Source organism: Pseudomonas mosselii, assembly GCF_019823065.1.
GTDB classification, from domain to species: Bacteria; Pseudomonadota; Gammaproteobacteria; order Pseudomonadales; family Pseudomonadaceae; genus Aquipseudomonas; species Aquipseudomonas mosselii.
In genome coordinates this window covers 884,098-906,577 of the sequence record NZ_CP081966.1, presented here as the reverse complement: position 1 = coordinate 906,577, position 22,480 = coordinate 884,098, and the positions used below count along the sequence as shown (strand labels likewise).

The 22,480-nt window shown below is 65.2% G+C and carries 15 protein-coding genes and 2 pseudogenes; 6 read left to right on the top strand and 11 right to left on the bottom strand.

The genetic code is table 11. The annotated features are described in order from the left end of the window. Positions 1-6: 6 nt before the first annotated feature. Positions 7-948 carry a Flp pilus assembly protein CpaB gene (cpaB, locus tag K5H97_RS04050; RefSeq protein ID WP_028691359.1) on the bottom strand — a complete coding sequence of 314 codons (942 nt, stop codon included), beginning with the start codon at positions 946-948 and terminating at the stop codon, positions 7-9. Positions 949-1,238: 290 nt separating this feature from the next. Between cpaB and K5H97_RS04045 the strand changes: the two genes are divergently transcribed. Further along, entirely contained in the window at positions 1,239-1,421 is a 183-nt protein-coding gene (locus tag K5H97_RS04045) for a Flp family type IVb pilin (RefSeq protein ID WP_028691358.1), read from the top strand. A gap of 45 nt (positions 1,422-1,466) precedes the next feature. Beyond that, a complete protein-coding gene (locus tag K5H97_RS04040) occupies positions 1,467-1,874 on the top strand; it encodes a response regulator (protein WP_028691357.1) in 408 nt (135 codons plus the stop codon). A gap of 11 nt (positions 1,875-1,885) precedes the next feature. On the opposite strand, the gene K5H97_RS04035 is transcribed toward K5H97_RS04040, so the two are convergent. From K5H97_RS04035 to K5H97_RS04015, 5 genes are all read right to left on the bottom strand, one after another. Continuing rightward, on the bottom strand, positions 1,886-3,556 hold the full coding sequence (locus tag K5H97_RS04035) for a ShlB/FhaC/HecB family hemolysin secretion/activation protein (RefSeq protein WP_051555696.1): 1,671 nt from the start codon (positions 3,554-3,556) through the stop codon (positions 1,886-1,888). A 91-nt stretch (positions 3,557-3,647) separates the two neighbouring features. Continuing rightward, positions 3,648-5,198, bottom strand: a complete 1,551-nt coding sequence (locus K5H97_RS04030; RefSeq protein ID WP_028691355.1) for a collagen-like triple helix repeat-containing protein — start codon at positions 5,196-5,198, stop codon at positions 3,648-3,650. A gap of 246 nt (positions 5,199-5,444) precedes the next feature. Beyond that, on the bottom strand, positions 5,445-6,785 hold the full coding sequence (gdhA, locus tag K5H97_RS04025; RefSeq protein WP_028691354.1) for an NADP-specific glutamate dehydrogenase: 1,341 nt from the start codon (positions 6,783-6,785) through the stop codon (positions 5,445-5,447). A 278-nt stretch (positions 6,786-7,063) separates the two neighbouring features. Next, on the bottom strand, positions 7,064-8,731 hold the full coding sequence (gene ettA / locus K5H97_RS04020) for an energy-dependent translational throttle protein EttA (protein ID WP_028691353.1): 1,668 nt from the start codon (positions 8,729-8,731) through the stop codon (positions 7,064-7,066). A 228-nt stretch (positions 8,732-8,959) separates the two neighbouring features. Further along, positions 8,960-9,352, bottom strand: a complete 393-nt coding sequence (locus K5H97_RS04015) for a hypothetical protein (protein WP_028691352.1) — start codon at positions 9,350-9,352, stop codon at positions 8,960-8,962. 1,098 nt (positions 9,353-10,450) lie between these two features. On the opposite strand from K5H97_RS04015, the pseudogene K5H97_RS04010 reads away from it, so the two are divergent. Both K5H97_RS04010 and glyA read left to right on the top strand, forming a co-directional pair. Continuing rightward, a pseudogene (locus K5H97_RS04010) lies at positions 10,451-13,435 on the top strand (EAL domain-containing protein); the annotation flags it as partial. A 312-nt stretch (positions 13,436-13,747) separates the two neighbouring features. Beyond that, positions 13,748-15,001, top strand: coding sequence for a serine hydroxymethyltransferase (glyA, locus tag K5H97_RS04005; RefSeq protein ID WP_028691350.1), 1,254 nt, complete (start codon positions 13,748-13,750; stop codon positions 14,999-15,001). 59 nt (positions 15,002-15,060) lie between these two features. Here glyA and K5H97_RS04000 read toward each other — a convergent pair. The 4 genes and pseudogenes from K5H97_RS04000 to K5H97_RS03985 form a co-directional block, all read right to left on the bottom strand. Next, positions 15,061-15,279, bottom strand: a pseudogene (locus K5H97_RS04000) (Fis family transcriptional regulator); the annotation flags it as partial. A 126-nt stretch (positions 15,280-15,405) separates the two neighbouring features. Beyond that, complete coding sequence (gene yjiA, locus K5H97_RS03995; protein ID WP_028691349.1) at positions 15,406-16,383, bottom strand: GTPase; 978 nt, start codon at positions 16,381-16,383, stop codon at positions 15,406-15,408. Positions 16,384-16,461: 78 nt separating this feature from the next. Continuing rightward, positions 16,462-16,659, bottom strand: coding sequence for a YbdD/YjiX family protein (locus tag K5H97_RS03990; RefSeq protein WP_028691348.1), 198 nt, complete (start codon positions 16,657-16,659; stop codon positions 16,462-16,464). Between the two features lie 13 nt (positions 16,660-16,672). Then, positions 16,673-18,739 (bottom strand): carbon starvation CstA family protein, encoded by a 2,067-nt coding sequence (locus K5H97_RS03985; RefSeq protein ID WP_028691347.1) that lies wholly within the window; start codon positions 18,737-18,739, stop codon positions 16,673-16,675. Between the two features lie 166 nt (positions 18,740-18,905). Here K5H97_RS03985 and K5H97_RS03980 point away from each other — a divergent pair, with 166 nt between their 5' ends. Beyond that, entirely contained in the window at positions 18,906-19,274 is a 369-nt protein-coding gene (locus tag K5H97_RS03980; protein ID WP_028691346.1) for a PilZ domain-containing protein, read from the top strand. Positions 19,275-19,535: 261 nt separating this feature from the next. Beyond that, positions 19,536-21,053 (top strand): nucleobase:cation symporter-2 family protein, encoded by a 1,518-nt coding sequence (locus tag K5H97_RS03975; RefSeq protein ID WP_028691345.1) that lies wholly within the window; start codon positions 19,536-19,538, stop codon positions 21,051-21,053. Positions 21,054-21,141: 88 nt separating this feature from the next. On the opposite strand, the gene K5H97_RS03970 is transcribed toward K5H97_RS03975, so the two are convergent. Further along, positions 21,142-22,479, bottom strand: a complete 1,338-nt coding sequence (locus K5H97_RS03970; RefSeq protein WP_036986196.1) for a TolC family outer membrane protein — start codon at positions 22,477-22,479, stop codon at positions 21,142-21,144. Position 22,480: the final 1 nt, after the last annotated feature.

The window sequence follows — 22,480 nt, the reverse complement described above, 5'->3', positions numbered from 1 at the left end:
GCCGGTTCAGGGAGTCTTGTTGTTATCGCCGTTCTGGGCGCCGCGAATGATCTGCATCGCTGGGGCGCCAGCCGCGGCGGCGGCCGTCTGGCTGGCCAGGGGCACCTGGGACAGCTGGCTGAAGCGATAGAGGTCGCGATTGGCGCTCTGCAACTGCGGGCTGGCGTCCTGGCCGGACCAGTAGGCCGCCAGCAGTGGCTCCTCGGCGCTGCGCACCGCCAGGCGCAAGGTCCCGGCCTGGGCCGCCAGCATCAGCCGGCTGGCCAGGGCTTCTGGCACGGCCAGGCCCACGGTGCGGGTGGTGTTGCTGTTCAGCGATTGCTGGTCGCGACGGGCCTTCTGCTCTTCGGCCGTCTGCGCCGGACGCCCGTCGTTGGCCAGGCCGGTCTGCTGGTCGACGCTGAGCACGCGCAGGGCCGGCAGCACCACCTGGGCGGAGGACTGCGGGTTGTTGTTCTCCTCGCGCAGAAACAGCAGCACGTCGACGAAGTCACCCGGGCGCAACTGCCCGGCGGCGCCGATCACATCGTCGACGGCCACCGCCACGGCGCGCTCGTGGGGGCGGATCATCCGCGCCAGCGGTCCGCCGGCCTGGAAGCTCGACTCCTCCAGCCAACTGCCTGCCGCCAGGGGCCGGATGCTGCGGCGCCCGAGCACCTGGTCGAGTTGCTGGAAGGCGCCGGCCGGCACCACCTGCAGGCGTTCGACCAGCACATCGTCCTCGCTCAAGGGGGTGTTGGCCGGCACCGCCCTGCGCAACACCACGATGGGCGAGCGCGGCGGCTCGGGAGGGGCGACGGGGACGGGCGCGGCGGGGATCGCCGCTTCGCTCGGAGGCGCCAATGGCGCTGGCTCGGCCGGGCGGCTCAAACGCAGGCCCCAGTACCCGGCGAGCAAGGCCGCGATCAGGAACAGGCCGGCGAGGATCATGGTCAGGCGACTGCTCATCTGCGCTCTCCCCCCACGCCTGGGACCAATGATGGCAAAAGGTAACTATTTCGCTATTGGACGGTAGCTGAGCCGCCATCTTTCGCCATTACCTGCACCGCATTTTTAGAGCCATGAAATTGACGCGTTGGCAAAACAAAAACTTAGCATCGCCAATTACAACCAATACTTTTGGATTAATGCCTTCTTACATTTGCAGGTCGCCACAGCTTGGCAATGCTCTGATGGCAAAGGGGTATCACTTATCAAGCCCCGCCGACCGGCGCCCATCGAGCGCAAGGAGTAGTGCCATGCTGCTGCAACAGATCCTCATCCATGTAAGGGCTTTCCTCCAGCGCAAGGACGGCGCCTCCGGTATCGAATACGCCGTGATCGCGGCCATGGTGGCGGTGGTGCTGGCCGGCTTCGTCACGCCGATCTCGACCGAGGTATCGGCCATCATGACCACCATCAAGACCGCGATCACCCAGTGACCGCAGCACCTGCATGACGTGTAGTCCCACTGCCTGGAGCCGACCATGCCGACCTCTTCCTTGCGTCAACAGATCCTGCTGGTGGACGACGAGGAAGAGGCCCTTCTGGAACTGGCCGAGCTGCTGGAGAACGAGGGCTTCTGTTGCCACACCGCCACCTCGGTGCGCTGCGCCCTGCAGCAATTGACCCGCCACCCCGATGTCGCCCTGGTAATCACCGACCTGCGCATGCCCGAGGAAAGCGGCCTGGGCCTGGTGCAGCGCCTGCGTGAGCACACCGCGCGCCAGCACCTGCCGGTGATCGTGATGTCCGGGCATGCCGACATGGACGATGTCAGCGACCTGCTGCGGCTGCAGGTGCTCGACCTGTTCCGCAAGCCGATCTACCACGCACGGCTACTCGAGACGCTGGAGAACCTGTTTCCCAAGCCATTGATGCAGGCCGTCAAATAGCTTGCGCGCTCCTACAGCTGATAACTGAAACTGAGGTTCAGCCGTGGCCGCCGGTTGAAGCTGTCCAGGGCGATGTCCGACATCGGCTTGGCCACCTCGACCGCGATGTTGTAGTAGCGCATATCGCCGAACCGCAGCCCCAGCGCCGCCGATGACATCTTCGTGTCCTCCACGTCCAGCGCGTTGAACCAGGCCCGCGCCGTGTCGAGTGCCACGTACGGCTGCACGACCTTGAGCCAGGCGCCGTCACGCCGGAAGCTGTAGTTGAGCTCGTAGGCCAACCCCCAGCCCTTGTCGCCCGAGCCCTGGTCGCTGGGGTAACCCCGCCCGAAGTTCTGCCCGCCGAACACCGCCCGTTCGCTGTCGGGCAGGCTGTCGTTGCTCCAGTAGGCTGCCGCCGAGGCCACACCCTGCCAGTTGTCGGTGAAGTTGTCGCTCTGCACCCCCGATACCCGCAGGCGCAGGAAGTCCAGGTCGTAGTCGGCATTGGTGCTGGCCCCCAGGCGGTCAAGGCCCTGGTAGACACCGGCACTGAGGATGCGCAGGCGCCGTGCCTCGGCCTTGCGCCAGTCCCCTTCGAAGGACAGCGCACGAATATCGGTCTGGCTGTCCAGGCGCAACGGAAAGCCCACCACCTGGTAGTCGATGCGGTCGTTGACCACGTAGAAGCGCCCGACCACCTCCAACCATTCGCTGGGCGAGGCGATCAATGTCTGGCTGATGCCCATCGAGTAGCGATCGTTCTCGCGGTGCTGGGTCAGGTCGATGCCGTTGTCCAGGCGGATGCGCGCCTTGGGATCGCTGCGGTAGCGCGAGGCCGACAGCAGCAGCTTCGAGCCCTCGGCATCGAGGAACTGGCTGTAGTCGAGGCGGTAGTAATGCTCCTTGTCTTCGCCGGGCGGCACCAGCACGCTGGCGCTCAGTTGCTCGGCAAAACGCGTTTGCGCGTTGCTGCTGGCGCCGATCAACGCCTGCAGGTCGTCGCGGCTGCCGTCGTTGAGGCTCAGGGTGGTCGTGATCGGTTTGCGCGAGACCTGGGCCAGGAGCCGGGTCGCGCCATCGGTGGTGGCCGGGGGCGGCACCTGGGCCTGGAAGGTTACCCCGGGGATGCGCCCGGCCAGGCTGGTGTAGCGCTCGAAGCTCTCACGGGTCAGCGGACGCTCGGCCTTGAGGCGGTCCATCAACTGGTCCAGGTAGGCGCGCGCCGCGCCGATATCGCCCTGTACCTGATAGTCGTGGATGTAGCCTTCCACCAAAACCACCCGCACCCGACCATCGGCGAAGTCCTGGGGCGGCAGGTAGGCGTACGAAAGCAAGTACCCGTCTTGCTGGTAGCGTTGGGTCAGGCGACGGGTGACCTCGATCAGCTCGGCGAGTGTCACCTCACGGCCAATCAACGGCTGGAAATGCTCACGCAGGTCGCTCAATGGATAGACGGTGCCGCCTTCGAAGCGCACCTTGCGCACCGCCACCTGCGTGCTCATCAACAGCGGGGATTGGCGCGCGCTGTCCACGGTGGGCACGTGCAGGCCGGCGGGGCCGGGGCGATAGGCATCCACCGGCAGGTTCGGCGTGGGCAGGCGGCGCTCGGTCTCATTGCTGTTGAGAAAACTCGGCAGGGGTTCGGCCCGGGCCAGGCTGGCCACGGACAGCGCCAGCATCGTCACCAGCAATCGGCGCATTCGGACACTCCATGATCCAAGGGTGACAGGGTGACCGACCGGCGCACGGCGCACCGGTCGGCCTCACTCACCTTTAGCGTAGCCCGTCGCGTCAGCGCTGCCCGCCTGCCAGGGCGCCGGTCAAGCCACCCAGGGCGCCGCCGAGACCGCTGCCCTGTGCGCCATTGGCGTTGACCAGGGTGCCGGCCTGGCCGACCGTTGCGCCCACCGCCGTCACCGTTGCGCCCAGCTGGCTGACCGTCGGGTTGGCCGTGGCGCCGGTCAATTGCGTGCCGACGGTACCCACCGCGCCACCCACCTGGTTCAGCAACCCGGCCACCGGCGCTCCCGCGCCCGTGCTGGCACCGATCTGCTGGGTCACGCTGGACACACCGGCGACCACCGGACTGAGTCCGCTGCCCACCTGCTGGGTGAGTGCCGCGGCAGGAGCACCTGCCGCCGTGTTGGTCACGCCGTTGCCGCCGAGCACCGGACCCAGGCTGGCAACGCTGTTGCCCGCCTGCACCACGCTGCCGCCGATACCGCCAACCGTCGGGCTGCCAATGCTCGCGGCCAAGCCACTACCGGCACCTGCCACCACCCCACCAGCGGTTTCCAGCAGCCCGGTGCGCGCGCCGCCGGTGACCGGCGCCAGCCCGCTGGCGGTGCTCACGGTGGTGCCGGTATTGGCGACTGCCTGCCCAAGCGTGGTGCCCAGTGGATTGCCCGAGCCCGCCAGTTGCTGGCCGGCCTGGTTCAGGACCGTGCCGGTTTGATTCAACGCCTGGTTGAGCGGGCCGGCGAGCCCGGTCTGCCGGGTGACGTTGGCCGTGGTGTTTTCCACCAGCGAGACCACCGGCACCAGGGCATCACTCGCGCCTTGGGTCGCACCGGCCAGCGGACCGCTGGTGCCGGCCGGCGAGAGCGTGTTGCCAAGCATGGTCACCGCCTGGCCGACCCGGTCGACACCCTGCCCGGCCCCGGCGACCAGCTGGTTGACCACCGGCACCTGCTCGACCGGCCCGTTGCTGGCCAGTCCGGTCACGCCCTGGCCAAGGCCAGAGACCCCCGTGCCCAGGTCGGCGGTTGCCGCGCCGACCACGCCGACCGTGGTACCCACGGCATTGTTGCCAGTGCCCAGTTGCCCCAGGCCGTCGCTCAAGCCGCTGCCGACACTGTCCACCGCGTTGCCGGCGGACGAGACCAGCGCGCCCACACCGCCGGTCAGCGAGGTATCGCCGGCGATGGGCAGCGAGCCGATCACCTGGCCCAGGTTGCTCACGCCGTCACCGACACCGGAGACGGTGTTGCCCAGTTGATCGACCACCTGGCCGGTGACCAGGGCGGTAGGAGTGGTGCCACCGCCCGTGCCGCCATCGCCGCCGCCGGGCGTGGTGCCGCCGCCGGAGCCGCCGCTGCCCCCACCCGTGCCTGCGCTGCCATCGCCCGGGGTGCTGCCACCACCGGTGCCCGTGCCACCGCCACCGGCCCCGCCGCCCGAGTCTCCAGCACCCGCACCGGTGCCTGCGCCCGTACCGCCGTCGGCCGAGGAACCATCGACCTCACTGTGATGCCCACCTCCGCCACTGCTGCAACCGGTGAGGCCCAGGGACATGACCATCGTCAGCGCCGTTGCGGCCCTGATCCACGCTTGAGTGTTCATGGGAAGACTCCCGCTGCTGGTTGTTGTACTCACAACCAGCAGTGAAAGCCGAGGAGAGCGAAACAGGTAGTTCACAACTTGGTGTTAGTACCTGTGGTAGAGGACGGCGGGCGCTGCGCAAACCTATGAAATCAAGCTGATTTCATCCTGTAGACGAAGCCTGGTGACGCAAGTATTAGTACTAAGTCATTAGCACAAGCGACTGCGGAGCGGTCTTGCCAAGACTTCAGCCCCCATGACCTCGAATCAAACCACGCCCTGCGCCAACATCGCATCAGCGACCTTGACGAAGCCAGCAATGTTGGCGCCCTTGACGTAGTTGATGCTGCCATTGGCCTCTTCGCCATAGTGCACGCACGCATGGTGGATCGACTGCATGATGTGGTGCAGCTTGCTGTCCACCTCGCCCGCGGTCCACAACAGGCGCATGGCATTCTGCGACATCTCCAGGCCCGACACGGCCACGCCACCGGCATTGGAAGCCTTGCCCGGCGCATAGAGGATGCCGGCCTCGATGAAGATATCCACAGCCTCCAGGGTGGTCGGCATGTTGGCGCCCTCGGCCACACAGATACAGCCGTTGCGCAGCAGGGTACGGGCGTCCTCGGCGTTCAGTTCGTTCTGGGTGGCGCACGGCAGGGCGATGTCGCACGGCAGGGACCACGGCGTCTGGCCCTTGCGGAACTCCAGGCCGAACGAACCGGCCAGCTCGCTGAGGCGGCCGCGCTTGACGTTCTTCAGTTCCATCAGCGCATCCCATTGCGCGTCGTTCAGGCCGGCTTCGCAGAACAGGGTGCCTTCTGAGTCGGACAGCGAGATCACCTTGCCGCCCAGGTCCATGACCTTGCGCGCAGCGTACTGGGCGACGTTGCCGGAGCCTGAGATCGCCACGCGGCGACCGTCGATGCGTTTGTCCTGACGCTTGAGCATCTCTTCGGCGAAGTACACGCAACCGTAGCCGGTGGCCTCCGGGCGAATCAGGCTGCCGCCGTAGGTCATGCCCTTGCCGGTCAGCACCGAGGTGAACTGGTTGGCCAGGCGCTTGTACTGGCCGAACAGGAAGCCGATCTCACGGGCGCCGACGCCGATATCACCGGCCGGTACATCAAGGTCGGCACCGATATGACGGTACAGCTCGCTCATGAACGCCTGGCAGAAACGCATCACCTCGGCGTCGCTCTTGCCCTTGGGGTCGAAGTCCGAACCGCCCTTGCCACCGCCCATGGGCAGCGAGGTCAGCGAGTTCTTGAACACCTGCTCGAAGGCCAGGAACTTGAGCACGCCCAGGTTCACCGACGGGTGGAAGCGCAGGCCGCCCTTGTACGGGCCGATGGCGCTGCTCATCTGGATGCGGTAGCCGCGGTTGACCTGCACCTTGCCCTGGTCATCGACCCACGACACGCGGAACAGCACCGCGCGCTCGGGCTCGACCATGCGCTCGAGGATGCCGGCCTTGAGGTAGTGAGGGTTTTGTTCGAGGAACGGCCACAGGCTGCGTAACACTTCTTCCACGGCCTGGTGGAACTCGGGCTGAGCCGGGTCGCGCTGTTGCAGGCGGGCCAGGAAATCGTCGACAGATTCGATCATGGTAGACATCTCACCAAGAGGGATTGTTTTTGGTTTTTTCCCGAATGTACCAAGAACCAATCGCACTGGAACAGGGCGCAATGTCGTTTTTATGAAATTATTTGGTGCGTTTTCTGTAAGTGTATACAAAATTCGAGACACAGGATCTTGCTTGGCTGATCGGCTTGAACCCGGCTATCGCAAGGCAAGCCCGCTTCCACCTTGCCCCGCCGACACTCGAATGCCAGGCACAAAAATGGGGCCCCGAAGGGCCCCATTGCTGTGCAGCGAAATCCGGCTTACTGGGCCAGTTTCTTGTGACGCACACGGTGCGGCTGGGCAGCGGCGTCGCCCAGGCGCTTCTTGCGGTCGGCTTCGTACTCGGTGTAGTTGCCCTCGAAGAACACCACGCTCGAGTCGTCTTCGTACGCCAGGATGTGCGTGGCCACACGGTCCAGGAACCAACGGTCGTGGGAAATCACGATGGCGGCGCCCGGGAAGTCCAGCAGGGCTTCTTCCAGGGAACGCAGGGTTTCGACGTCGAGGTCGTTGGACGGTTCGTCGAGCAGCAGGACGTTGCCGCCCTCCTTCAGGGTCAGGGCCAGGTGCAGGCGGCCACGCTCACCACCGGAGAGGTCCTTGACGAACTTCTGCTGGTCGCCACCCTTGAAGTTGAAGCGGCCGACGTAGGTGCGCGACGGAATCTCGTAGCTGCCGATGCGGATCTGGTCGGAACCGTCGGAGATCTGCTGGAACACGGTCTTGCTGCCGTCCAGGTCCTCGCGGCTCTGGTCGACGCAGGCCAGTTGCACGGTTTCACCGATCTCGATGCTGCCCGAGTCCGGCTGCTCCTTGCCCATCAGCATGCGGAACAGGGTCGACTTACCGGCACCGTTGCCGCCGATCACGCCGACGATGGCGCCCTTGGGCATGGCGAACGACAGGTTGTCGATCAGCACGCGATCACCGTAGCCCTTGGTGACGTTCTTGAACTCGATGACCTTGTCGCCCAGGCGCGGACCGGCCGGGATGTAGATCTCGTTGGTCTCGCTGCGCTTCTGGAATTCCTGCGACTGCATCTCTTCGAAACGCTGCAGACGGGCCTTGGACTTGGACTGGCGGGCCTTGGCGCCTTTGCGCACCCACTCCAGTTCCTCTTTCATGGCCTTCTCGTGGGCGCTCTGCTGCTTGGATTCCTGGGCCAGACGCTCCGACTTGGCCTCCAGCCAGCCCGAGTAGTTGCCTTCGTACGGGATGCCGGCGCCGCGGTCCAGTTCGAGGATCCAGCCGGCGACGTTGTCGAGGAAGTAACGGTCGTGGGTGATCGCCACCACGGTGCCGGGGAAGTCGTGGAGGAAACGCTCAAGCCAGGCCACCGAGTCGGCGTCCAGGTGGTTGGTCGGTTCGTCCAGCAGCAGCATGTCGGGAGCCGACAGCAGCAGGCGGCACAGGGCCACGCGGCGCTTCTCGCCACCGGACAGGTGCTCGATCTTGGCGTCCCAGGCCGGCAGGCGCAAGGCGTCGGCGGCAACGTCCAGCTGACGCTCCAGGTTGTGGCCGTCGGCGGCCTGCAGGATAGCCTCGAGCTTGGCCTGCTCGGCGGCCAGCTTGTCGAAGTCGGCGTCGGGGTCGGCGTAGGCGGCGTAGACCTCGTCCAGGCGGGCCTGGGCGTCCTTGATCACGCTGACCGCTTCCTCGACCACTTCACGCACGGTCTTGGTCGGATCCAGCTGCGGCTCCTGGGGCAGGTAGCCGACGTTGATGTCGGGCATCGGACGGGCTTCGCCGTCGAATTCCTTGTCGACGCCCGCCATGATCCGCAGCAGGGTCGATTTACCCGCGCCGTTCAGGCCCAGCACGCCGATCTTGGCGCCAGGGAAGAACGACAGGGAAATGTTCTTGAGAATTTCCCGCTTCGGCGGCACGACCTTGCTCAGCCGATGCATGGTGTAGACGTATTGAGCCAAAACCAAGCCCTCTATCAGATAGGTAAAGACACGCGCCCCGGCATGGGCCAGGGGGATGTGATTACGGGGTGTCGTTGAACAAAGTGGGCCATTCTACGCCAACTCGCGGCGTTGCACAGATGAGTAGATGGCGGCGCCGTTCGGCGGCTACCGCGGGTCAAGCCCGCTCCCACGCCACGGCGTTGTTGCATGGGAGCGGGGTTGGCCCGCGATCAAGGTGACGCAGGCTCAGACGTGCGCTTGCTTGACCTTGCCGCGCGGCAGGCGGCAACGGTCCGACTGCTCGGCCAGGCGCGCGGCCCAGGCGGCCTTGACGCTGAAGCCGCCATTGCGGGCAGGTTTTTCCGCAGCCTTGGCGGCGGGCTTGCTCGCGGCCTGGGCGGGCGCGGCAACAGGCTTGCCAGCCGCCGGGGTGACGGCCTCGACCGCAGGCATGGCCTGCTTGCGCAGTTCGGCCAGCGACGGCGTCTTGTTGGCACTGGCGGCAGCCGTGTCCGGCTTGGCCAGCGAACGCTGGCAGGTCTTGCAGGATACGTCCTCGGTCACGGCAGTGCTGACCAGGGTCTGACTGCTGCGCCCACAGGCGGAATCGAGGCCATTGGTGGAATAGTGGGTAACCAAAACCGTACATCTCCGTTGCGTTGACTATGAAGCGGGCGGCATTCTCGCACAGGTTGCAGGGGCTTGCCGAACCGACATGACCGGCTGCCGGGCGGTGCGCGGACATACGGACTGGCACTTTGCCATGTTTGCGGGCATGCTAGTCGGCTTCTCGCGTGCGCCTTATAGTGCGCCCAGCGACCACGGCACGCGCCGTGCATGCTGCGAGGACGCAACCCCTGCCATCGCCAGCCAAATCGCAGGACCCAACGCTTGACCAATCTCACGCAACCGTCATCCCTGCGGCCTGCCGACACCTCGGCCGGCACACACCTGCGTGGCTCGCTCAAGGGGGCGCTGGCCCTGCTCGCCCTGGTTTTGCTGGGTTTGCTGTTGTGGCAACTGTTCGCCCAGTTCCGCCATACCCAGGCCGACCTGCGTCAGCACAGCCTGACGACCAGCGCCGAATTGGCCGACCACCTGAGCCTGAACATGGCGCTGAAGGCCCAGCAATCGCTGAACCTGGTCCAGCCTTACGTCAATCCACCGGCGCCCGCCGCCCTGCCGAGCCTGCTCACCACCTTGCAGGCGCGCCTGCCGGCCCTGCGCGACCTGGCCTGGCTGGACGCCGCCGGGCAGGTACGCAGCGACAGCCTCGACGGCACGCCGGACCGTCAGTTGATTGACGACCTCCTGCAACTGAACCAAGGCCGCGCCTTCTTCTATGGCAACGACGCCGACAACCAGCGGGTGTACCTGCTGCTGCGCCAGCCGGCCGAGCAGGACCGCGGCTACTGGCTGCTGCGCCTGAGCCCGGACTACTACCAGGAGCTGACCCGCCACCTGGACGGCCCTACCCACCCCCTGTGGCTGCTGGAAAACAGCCGCAGCGGCGAGATCATCCAGCACCATGGCCACCGCCAGGCCAGCGACGAACCGCTGCAAAGCGTGATGCTCGCGTTCATCGACAACAGCACCTGGCAACTGCGCGGCCTGTTCGACGCAGGCATGGCCCGCGACAAACTGCTGCCGGCGCTGATCGGCAAGTGTGTGCTGGTGCTGTTCTGCGCCCTGCTGCCGGTGCTGGCGCTGATCAACATGCGTCGCCGCCAGCGCGCCCTGCAGGAGGATCGCCGACGCTACCAGGAAATTTTCGAGGGCACTGGCGTGGCCTTGTGCGTGCTCGACCTGTCCAGCCTGCCCGGCCAGCTCGACCGTTACCACCTGCGCAACCGCGCCGCGCTCAAGCACAGCCTGGCGCTGGACACCAAGCTGCGCCGCACGCTGCTGGCGGAACTGAAGATCACCGAGATCAACCAGGTGGCGCGTCAGCTGCTCAATGTCGACAGCCACGAAGGCGCCTGGCAGCGCCTGATCGAGGGCAGCGGCGACAGCCGCGACAGTATCGGCATGCAACTGATCGACGCGCTGATCGAAGAGCGCCAGCAGCTTGAACTGGAGGTGCGCCTGCCCGCCCCGCAGGGTGGCGAACTGCACCTGTGGCTGATGGCCCGCCTGCCCCAGCAGCGCCGCGACTACCAGGCGGTGATCCTGAGCATCAGCGACATCACCAGCCGCAAGCAGGTGGAGCTGTCGCTGCTCGAACGCGAAGGCTTCTGGTCGGACGTGGTGCGCACCGTGCCCGACCAGCTCTACGTGCAGGACGTCAACAGCCAGCGCATGATCTTCAGCAACCGCCACCTCGGCCAGACCCTGGGCTACGACCGTGTGGAACTGGCGCAGATGGGCGACCGCTTCTGGGAAATGCTCCTGCACCCCGGCGACGCCGAGCACTATCGTGCCCTGCGCCAGCAGCAGCGCGACACCGGCCACGGCGAGTCGCTGCACTGCCAGCTGCGTTTCCGCCACCGTGACGGCGGCTGGCGCTGCTACGACATCCGCGAGCAGGTGCTGACCCGCGACAGCGAGGGCCAGGTCACCCGCATCATCGGCGTGGGCAAGGACGTCACCGTGCAGATCGAGGCCAGCGAGTCCCTGCGCGACAGCGAGCAGCGCTACCGCATGCTCGCCGAGAGCATCAGCGACGTGATCTTCTCCACCGATAGCCAGTTGCAGCTCAACTACGTCAGCCCCTCGGTGCAGGCGGTGCTGGGCTACCAGGCCGACTGGATCTTCGCCAACGGCTGGCAGTCGATCGTCGCCAACCCCGCCCAGCTCAGCGGCGTCTACAACCTGTTGGAGCGGGTCAGCAAGGTGCTGGGCGACAGTGAGCAGTTGGCCCAGTTGCGCAGCACCCTGCCCACCCAGCTGTTCCTGTTCGACTGCCTGCGCGCCGATGGCCGCAAGATCCCCATCGAGCTGCGCCTGGTGCTGGTGTGGGACGAACACGAGCGCTTCGAAGGCGTGCTCGGCGTGGGACGCGACATCAGCCAGCAGCGCCGTGCCGAGAAAGACCTGCGCATGGCCGCGACGGTGTTCGAACACTCCACCTCGGCGATCCTCATCACCGACCCGGCCGGCTATATCGTTCAGGCCAACGAGGCTTTCAGCCGGGTCAGCGGCTATGCCGTGGCCGAAGTGCTCGACCAGTTGCCCGGCATGCTCACCGTCGAACAGCAGCAGAGCGCCCAGCTGGGCTACGTGCTCAAGCAACTGAGCCAGCGCGGTACCTGGGAAGGCGAGGTCTGGCTCAAGCGCCGCAACGGCGAGCACTACCCGGCGTGGGTAGGCATCACCGCAGTGCTCGACGACGAGGGCGACCTGGCCAGCTACGTGTGCTTCTTCACCGACATCAGCGAGCGCAAGGCCAGCGAACAGCGCATCCACCGCCTGGCCTACTACGACGCCCTGACCCACCTGCCCAACCGCACGTTGTTCCAGGACCGCCTGTACACCGCTCTGCAGCAGGCCGAACGGCAGAAGGCCTGGGTGGTGTTGATGTTCCTCGACCTCGACCGTTTCAAGCCGATCAACGACTCCCTCGGCCACGCCGCGGGTGATCGCATGCTCAAGGACATGGCCGAGCGCCTGCTGGCCTGCGTCGACGACGACGACACCGTGGCGCGCATGGGCGGCGACGAGTTCACCCTGTTGCTGCAGCCCAAGGCCACCCGCGAGCAGGCGCTCAACCGGGCGATCCATGTCGCCGAGCACATCCTCGACGGGCTGGTCACGCCGTTCGTCCTGGAAAACCGCGAGTTCTTTGTCACCGCCAGTATCGGCATCGCCCTGAGCCCGCAGGACGGCAGCGAGCTCAGCCAACTGATGAAGAACGCCGACACGGCGATGTACCACGCCAAGGAGCGCGGCAAGAACAACTTCCAGTTCTACCAGGCAGACATGAACGCCAGCGCCCTGGAGCGCCTGGAGCTGGAGAGCGACCTGCGCCATGCCCTGGAGCAAAACGAGTTCACCCTCTACTACCAGCCGCAGTTCAGCGGCGACGGCAAGCGCCTGACCGGCGCCGAGGCGCTGCTGCGCTGGCGCCATCCGACCCGCGGCCTGGTGCCGCCGGGCGACTTCATCCCGGTGATCGAAGAGCTGGGCCTGGTGGTCGACGTCGGCGACTGGGTGCTGCGCGAGGCGTGCCGCCAACTCAAGGCCTGGCACAAGGAGAAGGTGCGGGTACCGAAGGTGTCGGTGAACATTTCCGCCCGGCAGTTCTCCGACGGCCAACTGGGTACGCGCATCGCCACCATCCTCGAGGAAACCGGGCTGCCCCCGGCCTGCCTGGAGCTGGAGCTGACCGAAAGCATCCTGATGCGCGAGGTCAACGAGGCCATGCAGATCCTCGACAGCCTGAAGAATCTCGGCCTGAGCATCGCGGTCGACGACTTCGGCACCGGCTACTCGTCGCTCAACTACCTCAAGCAGTTCCCCATCGACGTGCTCAAGATCGACCGCACCTTCGTCGACGGCCTGCCCGAGGGCGAGCAGGACGCGCAGATCGCCCGGGCGATCATCGCCATGGCTCACAGCCTCAACCTGGCGGTGATCGCCGAGGGCGTGGAGACCCACGAGCAGCTGGAGTTCCTGCGCGAGCACGGCTGCGACGAGGTGCAGGGCTACCTGTTCGGCAGGCCGATGCCGGCCAACCAGTTCGAGGCGCAGTTCAGCAACGAGACGTTGTTCATGTTCCAGTGACGACGGTGACACGAGACGGTTTCCGTGGGAGCGGCCTTGCGTCGCGAAAGGGCTGCGCAGCAGCCCCAGGACCTAAGTGTTAACGCAAAGATCGCCGGGGCCGCTTTGCGGCCCTTTCGCGACGCAAGGCCGCTCCCGCAGTGCACGGCGCCAAGCCTTGAAAAACGGACCCAAAAGTCAACTCCAGCCCAGAAACGGCGCGGGCTGCAACATGAGGGCCATTGGTCCGCGACTTGATGCCACTTCATATGCCAGCGGCGAATCAATCGGTTAGAATGCCCCCCCAATTCTGCCCGATCCTTGAGGACCGCCATGTTCAGCCGTGATTTGACCATTGCCAAGTACGACGCCGAGCTCTTCGAAGCCATGCAGCAAGAAGCCCTGCGCCAGGAAGAGCATATCGAGCTGATCGCTTCGGAAAACTACACCAGCCCGGCGGTCATGGAGGCCCAGGGTTCGGTTCTGACCAACAAGTACGCCGAAGGCTACCCAGGCAAGCGCTACTACGGTGGTTGCGAGTACGTCGACGTCGTCGAGCAGCTGGCCATCGACCGCGCCAAGGAGCTGTTCGGCGCCGACTACGCCAACGTCCAGCCGCACGCCGGCTCCCAGGCCAACGCCGCCGTCTACCTGGCCCTGCTGTCGGCCGGTGACACCATCCTGGGCATGAGCCTGGCCCACGGCGGTCACCTGACCCACGGCGCCAGCGTCTCCTCCTCGGGCAAGCTGTACAACGCCATCCAGTACGGCATCGACGCCAACGGCCTGATCAACTACGACGAAGTCGAAGCACTGGCCCTGGAGCACAAGCCGAAGATGATCGTCGCCGGCTTCTCCGCCTACTCGCAGGTCCTGGACTTCCCACGCTTCCGCGAAATCGCCGACAAGGTCGGTGCCTACCTGTTCGTCGACATGGCCCACGTGGCTGGCCTGGTCGCCGCCGGCGTGTACCCGAACCCTGTTCCGTTCGCCGACGTGGTCACCACCACCACCCACAAGACCCTGCGCGGTCCGCGTGGCGGCCTGATCCTGGCCCGCGCCAACGCCGACATCGAGAAGAAGCTGAACTCCGCGGTCTTCCCGGGCGCCCAAGGCGGCCCGCTGGAGCACGTCATCGCCGCCAAGGCGATCTGCTTCAAGGAAGCGCTGCAGCCTGAGTTCAAGGCCTACCAGCAGCAAGTGGTAAAGAACGCCCAGGCCATGGCCGAAGTGTTCATCGAGCGTGGTTTCGACGTCGTTTCCGGCGGCACCCAGAACCACCTGTTCCTGCTGTCGCTGATCAAGCAGGAAATCTCCGGTAAGGACGCCGACGCCGCCCTGGGCAAGGCGTTCATCACCGTCAACAAGAACTCGGTCCCGAACGACCCACGTTCGCCGTTCGTCACCTCGGGCCTGCGTTTCGGCACCCCTGCCGTCACCACCCGTGGCTTCAAGGAAGCCGAGTGCCGCGAACTGGCTGGCTGGATCTGCGACATCCTGGCCGACCTGAACAACGAAGCGGTGATCGACGCCGTGCGCGAGAAGGTCAAGGCCATCTGCAAGAAGCTGCCGGTGTACGGCAACTGATTGGCGGACGCCTGATGTGAAAAAGCCCGGCCATGTGCCGGGCTTTTTTGTGCTTGTTCTCAGCGAGTTGTTGCGACATCCGGCACGAGACGTATTTCCACGCGCTGGCCCAAGGCTCTCGCCGCACTGGCCAGCGTTGCCAGCGTCATGCCGGCATCCGTCTGATCAAGCGCTCGATCGACCGCCGTACGGCTGGTGTGCATGCGCTCGGCAAGCGCCTTCTTGCTGACCTTCTGCTGCTTCATCGCCTCAGTCAGCTGCCAGGCAGTCACCCGCTTGTGACTCGACCAAGCGCACCAAAAAAGGTACCTCTTTCAAGGGGGCCATAGCGTGTGGCCCAATGTATTGAACGAGGCAAAAAAATGCCGCCATTTGGCGGCATCAACCAGTCAGCTACGTCCCACTCATGCGTGATACAACGCCTCAAACCCTGCCCGAATATTCTCTTCCGGCAGCTCATCGGCAATGAACACCATCACGCTTTCCCGTGTCTCGCCGTCCTTCCACTCGGCGTCCCAATCAAAGCCATAGAGCTTCAGCACCCCTTGGAACACCAGACGGCGGTCCTCACCGGCAATGTTCAATACCCCCTTGTAGCGCAGCAATTGCTTGCCGTGCTCTTCCAGCAGCTCGTTCATGAAGTCGCTGAGCCGATCGATGTCCAACGGCGTTTCGGTGCGCAGCACCAGCGTCGAGATACGGTCAGGGGTGGCCGGCTTGAGCAGCGGGCGCAAGGTGGGCTTTGGGCTGATGCCCAGGTCCGGGTTGAGGTTGAAGCCGCGCACATCGAGTAGCTCGGCCAGGTCGATGCGGCCGTGCTCGACCACGCGGATTGCCGCCCGGCCATTGATGCGCGCCAGACGCTCGCGCAGGGCGTCGACCACCTGTGGCTCGACCAGGTCGGTCTTGCTCAGCAGCAGGCGGTCGGCGAAGCCAACCTGGGCCTGGGCGATGGCCTGGGTCAGGTGCAGCTCGGCATGGGCGGTGTCGACCAGGGTGATAATGCCGTCGAGGATATAGCGCTCGCGCAGCTCTTCATCGATGAAGAAGGTCTGCGCCACCGGCGCCGGATCGGCAAGGCCGGTGCACTCGATGACCAGGCGATCGAAGGCGATTTCACCGGCATCCAGCCGTTCGAGCAGCAGGTACAGGGCCCGGGTCAGGTCGCCATGGATGCTGCAGCACACGCAGCCGTTGGCCAGGGTCATGACCTGCACCGGTTCATCGCCCAGCAGTTGGCTGTCGATGCCGGCCTCGCTGAATTCGTTTTCGATCACGGCGAGCTTCAGGCCATGCTCGGCCCTGAGCATATGCTTGAGCAATGTGGTCTTGCCGGCGCCAAGGAAGCCGGTCAGCACGGTAACGGGAATCGGCGTTTGCACGCGGTTGTCTCCTGCAGCTGAAAATGAAAGTGGGAGCCCGGTTGCCCGGGCTCCCACTGGTTCACGCGTGTCGCGGGTTCAACAGCACTTGGGCCCGGACTTGCCACCATAGCGCGCTTCCTGGCGCTCGCGGAAGAACTCTTCGTAGCTCATCACCGGCTTGTCCGGGTGCTTCTTGCGCATGTGCTCGACATAGTTGTCGTAGTCGGGCATGCCGACCATCAGGCGGGCGGCCTGCCCCAGGTACTTGCCCAGTCGACCCAGGTCGTTGAACATCGCGGCGATCCTCTCAAGCGTCAGGCAGGGCCTGGAACGGGGTTTCCTTGTCGGTGCGCTCCTTGCGACCCAGGGCGGCGAGGCCAACCTTGACGGCGAAGAACAGCACGCTGAACACCACCACCAGGAACAGCACGGTCAGGCCGGCGTTGGTGTAGGCGTTGAAGATCACATGCTGCATCTGGCCGATGTCCTTGGCCGGGGCCAGCACTTGGCCGGCATCCAGCGCGGTGCTGTACTTCTTGGCCAGGGCCAGGAAGCCGACCGCAGGGTTCGGGTCGAACAACTTGATCAGGCCCGCGGTGGTGGTGCAGATCAGCAGCCACACGGCCGGCAGCAGGGTGACCCAGACGTAGCGCTGGCGCTTCATCTTGATCAGCACCACGGTACCCAGCATCAAGGCGATGCCGGCGAGCATCTGGTTGGAGATGCCGAACAGCGGCCACAGGGTGTTGATGCCACCCAGAGGGTCGATCACGCCCTGATACAGCAGATAGCCCCACAGCGCCACGCAACCGGCGGTGCCGATCAGGTTGGCGGTCCACGACTCGGTGCGTTTCAGGGCCGGCACGAAGCTGCCCAGCAAATCCTGCAGCATGAAGCGACCGGCACGGGTACCGGCGTCTACTGCAGTGAGGATGAACAGCGCCTCGAACAGAATCGCGAAGTGGTACCAGAACGCCATGGTGTTCTCACCCGGCAGTACCTGGTGCAGGATCTGCGCAATGCCCACCGCCAGGGTCGGTGCACCACCGGCACGGGCCAGGATGGTGTGCTCGCCGATATCACGGGCTGTGGCCTCGAGCTGCTCGGGTGTGATCATGAAGCCCCAGCTGCTCACAGTCTGCGCCACCGAGACGACGTCGGCACCGACCACCGCGGCCGGGCTGTTCATGGCGAAGTACACCCCAGGCTCGATCACCGAGGCGGCGACCATGGCCATGATGGCGACGAACGACTCCATCAGCATGCCGCCGTAGCCGATGTAGCGGGCGTTGGTTTCGTTGTCCAGCAGCTTGGGCGTGGTCCCCGAGGAGATCAGCGCGTGGAAGCCGGACACCGCGCCGCAGGCGATGGTGATAAACAGGAACGGGAACAGGGTGCCCTTCCAAACCGGGCCCGTGCCGTCGGTGAACTGGGTCAGCGCCGGCATCTTCAGTTCGGGCGCGATGATCAGGATGCCGATGGCAAGGCCGACGATGGTGCCGATCTTGAGAAAGGTCGACAGGTAGTCACGCGGCGCCAGCACCAGCCACACCGGCAGCACGGCAGCGACGAAACCGTAGCCGACCAGCATCCAGGTGATCTGCACGCCGGTGAAGGTGAACGCCGGGCCCCACACCGGATCTGCGGCGATCTGGCCCCCCAGCCAGATCGACAGCAGCAGCAGGACCACGCCGATGACCGAGATCTCGCCGATGCGGCCCGGGCGGATGTAGCGCATGTAGATGCCCATGAACATCGCGATCGGGATGGTCGCCATCACCGTGAACATGCCCCACGGGCTCTCGGCCAGGGCCTTGACCACGATCAGCGCCAGCACCGCGAGGATGATGATCATGATCAGGAAGCAGCCGAACAGGGCGATGGTGCCCGGGATGCGGCCCATTTCCTCGCGAACCATGTCGCCCAGCGAGCGGCCGTTGCGGCGGGTGGAGAGGAACAGGACCATGAAGTCCTGCACCGCGCCGGCCAGCACCACGCCGGCGATCAGCCACAGCGTGCCGGGCAGGTAGCCCATCTGCGCGGCGAGCACCGGGCCGACGAGCGGGCCGGCGCCGGCGATGGCGGCGAAGTGGTGGCCGAAGAGAATGTGCTTGTTGGTCGGGACGTAGTCCAGGCCATCGTTGTTGAGCACCGCGGGCGTGGCCCGGCGGTGGTCGAGCTGCATCACCTTGGTGGCGATGAACAGGCTGTAGTAACGGTAGGCGACCAGGTAAAGGGCCACTGCCGCGACCACGATCCACAAGGCGTTGATGGCCTCACCGCGACGCAGGGCGACCACACCCAGCGCGCAGGCCCCTATGACTGCCAGCGCCAGCCACGGAATGTGGCGTAGCAGGCTATTATTGTTGTTCATGGTTTACTTCCAGCTGGTGGATTGGAAAGACCGCCCATCGAGTCTAGGGCGACTCATCGCGCATTGCCACACTTGCTTTGGTCTAGAGCCTCTGCGGCCAGATTGCGGTACCTGATACTGCACCATAACCCACTATAGTCAGGTTGAACCCCCGAGGGCTTTTCCCATGAGCGACCACGACGAACGCCGCCGCTTTCAACGCATCGCCTTCGATGCCCCCACTGAACTGCGCCAGGGCGAGCGGCGCTGGCCGGTGAAACTGCTCGACCTGTCGCTCAAGGGCTTGCTGATCGAGCGCCCCGATCCCTGGAATGCCGACCTCACCCAGGATTTCGAAGCGATCATCCACCTCAACGACAAGAAGACCCAGGTGCTGATGCAGGTCGAACTGCGCCACGAGGAGCCGAGCCGCCTGGGTTTCATCTGCCTGCACATCGACATCGATTCGATGACCCATCTGCACCGTCTGGTGGAACTGAACGTGGGTGACAGCACCGAAATGATGCGCGAGCTGCGCGAACTCATCGAAGATTGATATCTCTTAGCTTGCTATCTATCTGGCTGTGACGGCTTTCCTGTCCAGCCAGACAGCTTTCATACGCCTGCCAAGTGCTTTGTACACACCCCTCTGATACAGCCTCCTGCAAGTTGGAACGCAACCTGCATCCAGGTTTCACGCACCCTGGACGCACCAGTTCCGTCGCTACGATCAAAACTTTGTATACAATTTTTGTGGCAATTTTTTGTGCTTGTTGTCTACAGTAGCGGCACAACAATAAACAGAGAGCCTGCTCCAATGACCACGTCCCCCAGCACGTCTCCCGCCCCGCGCCCCGAGGACGAGAACCTCGGCCTTGGCGCCAACCTGGCCTACGGGCTGCAGCATGTCCTGACCATGTATGGAGGGATTGTCGCCGTACCCCTGATCCTCGGCCAGGCCGCCGGCCTGGCCCCGGCGGAAATCGGCCTGTTGATCGCCGCCTCGCTGTTCGCCGGGGGCCTGGCGACGTTGCTGCAGACCCTTGGCCTGCCGTTCTTCGGCTGCCAGCTGCCGCTGGTGCAGGGCGTGTCGTTCGCCGGCGTGGCGACCATGGGCGCGATCCTCGGCAGCCAGAGCGGTGGCGGCTTGCCTTCGGTGCTGGGCGCGGTGATGGCGGCCTCGCTCATCGGTTTCCTGATCACCCCGGTGTTCTCGCGCATCACCAAGTTCTTCCCGCCGCTGGTCACCGGCATCGTCATCACCACCATCGGCCTGACCCTGATGCCCGTGGCCGCACGCTGGGTGATGGGCGGCAACAGCGCCTCGCCGGAGTTCGGCAGCGTGGCCAACATCGGCCTGGCGGCCCTGACCTTCGCCATCGTCCTGCTGCTGAGCAAGCTGGGCAGCGCGAGCATCTCGCGCCTGTCGATCCTCCTGGCCATGGTCGCCGGCACCCTGATTGCCTGGGCGCTGGGCATGACCGACTTCAGCAAGGTCACCGAAGGCCCGATCTTCGCCTTCCCCACGCCGTTCCACTTCGGCATGCCGACCTTCCATATCGCCGCGATCCTGTCGATGTGCATCGTGATCATGGTGACCCTGGTGGAAACCTCGGCGGACATCCTCGCCGTGGGTGAGATCATCGACACCAAGGTCGACTCCAAGCGCCTGGGCAATGGCCTGCGCGCCGACATGGCGTCGAGCATCCTGGCGCCGATCTTCGGCTCGTTCACCCAGAGCGCCTTTGCCCAGAACGTCGGCCTGGTGGCCGTGACCGGGGTGAAGAGCCGCTACGTGGTGGCCACCGGCGGGGTAATCCTGGTGGTGCTGGGCCTGCTGCCGATCATGGGCCGGGTCATCGCCGCGGTACCGACCCCGGTCCTCGGCGGCGCGGGTATCGTGCTGTTCGGCACCGTGGCGGCCAGCGGCATCCGCACCCTGTCCAAGGTCAACTACAAGAACAACGTCAACCTGATCATCGTCGCTGCCTCGCTGGGCTTCGGCATGATCCCGATCGCGGCGCCGACCTTCTACCACAACTTCCCGAGCTGGTTCGAAACCATCTTCCACTCCGGCATCAGCTCGGCGGCGATCATGGCCATCCTGCTGAACCTGATCTTCAACCACTTCACCACCGGCAACTCGGAAAACCAGTCGGTATTCGCCGCGGCCTACGAGCGCACCATCCAGTACTCGGACATCTCGGCCCTGCGCGATGGCGACTACTTCAAGGACGGCAAGCTGTTCGACGCCGACGGCAATGAGGTTCCGGTGCTGGAGCTTGACGAGCACGGCAACGAGGCGCCCAGGCGCAAGGCGGTTGCCGAACACTGATCGCTGACCAGGACGGTCATCGAGGGGGAGCCGACGCGCATCGTCGGCTCCCTTTTTTATCTGGTGCAGGTGTCGGAGCGCCGACGCACTATCCGTGCGACAGGAAATACCTGCTCAGCGCATTCAGATCCCCCGCCTCCAGTACGCCCGCCAGATAGCGCAGCTGCAACCACGCCCGCAGGTACTCATGGCGTGCCTGCGCCAGGTCACGCCTGGCACTGAACAGCTGTTGCTCGGCATCCAGCACATCGAGGTTGACCCTTTCCCCTCCCCGCACGCTCTTGCGTGTGGCCTGCACCAGGGCCGAGGCCGCCTTCACCGCCAGGTCGTAGGCGCGGATCTTCGCCGTGCCGCTGGCACACAGGTTGAACTGCCGACGCAGTTGGGTGAGCGTGTCGTTCAGCTGTGCATCCAGTTCGAACCCCGCGGCATCGCGCTGGGCACGAGCCTGACGTACTGACGCCTGCACCCCGCCCCCGGCATACAGCGGCACGCTCAACTGCACGCCGATGCTGTCGGTATCGTAGCGTTGGTTGTAGCTGCTCTCGGAGCTCGAACTGGAAATGCCCTTGCTGGCATAGGCACTCAACGAAGGCAGGTGCCCGGCCCGTTGCCGCTCGATGTTCTGCTCGGCGACCTCCAACCCATGGCGCTGGCTGGCCAGCTCGGCGTTGTGGGCCACGGCCAGGTCGCGCCAGCGCTCGAAACGTGTGGGGGTCAGGGGTTGGACGCGAAAATCGGCGGTCATCGGCGCCAGGTCCTCGACCGCCACCGGCTCGCCGATGATCGCCTGCAAGGCGTGCAGCGCCGCATCGAGATTGTCGCCAGCCTCGATTTCCTGGGCCTGCGCCAACTCGTAGCGGGCGCGGGTTTCCAGCACATCGGTGCGGGTGCCCTCGCCGCCCTTGAGCAGGCGCTCGTTGAGGGTCATCTGCTCGGCATAGGTACGCCGCTGGGCCTGGGCCAGGGCGATCTGTTCGTTGGCGAACAACGCTTCGCTGTAGGCGCCGAACAGACGCACCATCAGCTCCTGGCCACGACCTCGATAGCGCTCGTCGGCCAGGGCGGCCTGGGCCACACCACGGCGGTAGTCGCTCCAGGCAGCGTAGTCGAACAACGGCTGCTCGAGGGTCAGGGTCGAGCTGTAGCTGCGGTAATCGCGCTGGGTGGTCACGTCGCCGAACTGGCTACGCTGGGTCACCTCGGAATCGTTGCGGGCGCGGTTGTAGCGATACGACAACCTGGGCAGCAGGCCAGCGCGACCGATCGCCAGGTTTTCGAGCCCGGCCTCGCGCTCGGCGATGGAGCCCTGCCAGGTGGGATCGTTGCGCAGCGCCAGGGCATAGGCGTCACCCAGGTCCAGGGCCTGCGCCGACAGGCTCGTGAACAACAGCAGCGGGCAGGCGGCACGCAGTAGCACGGACATC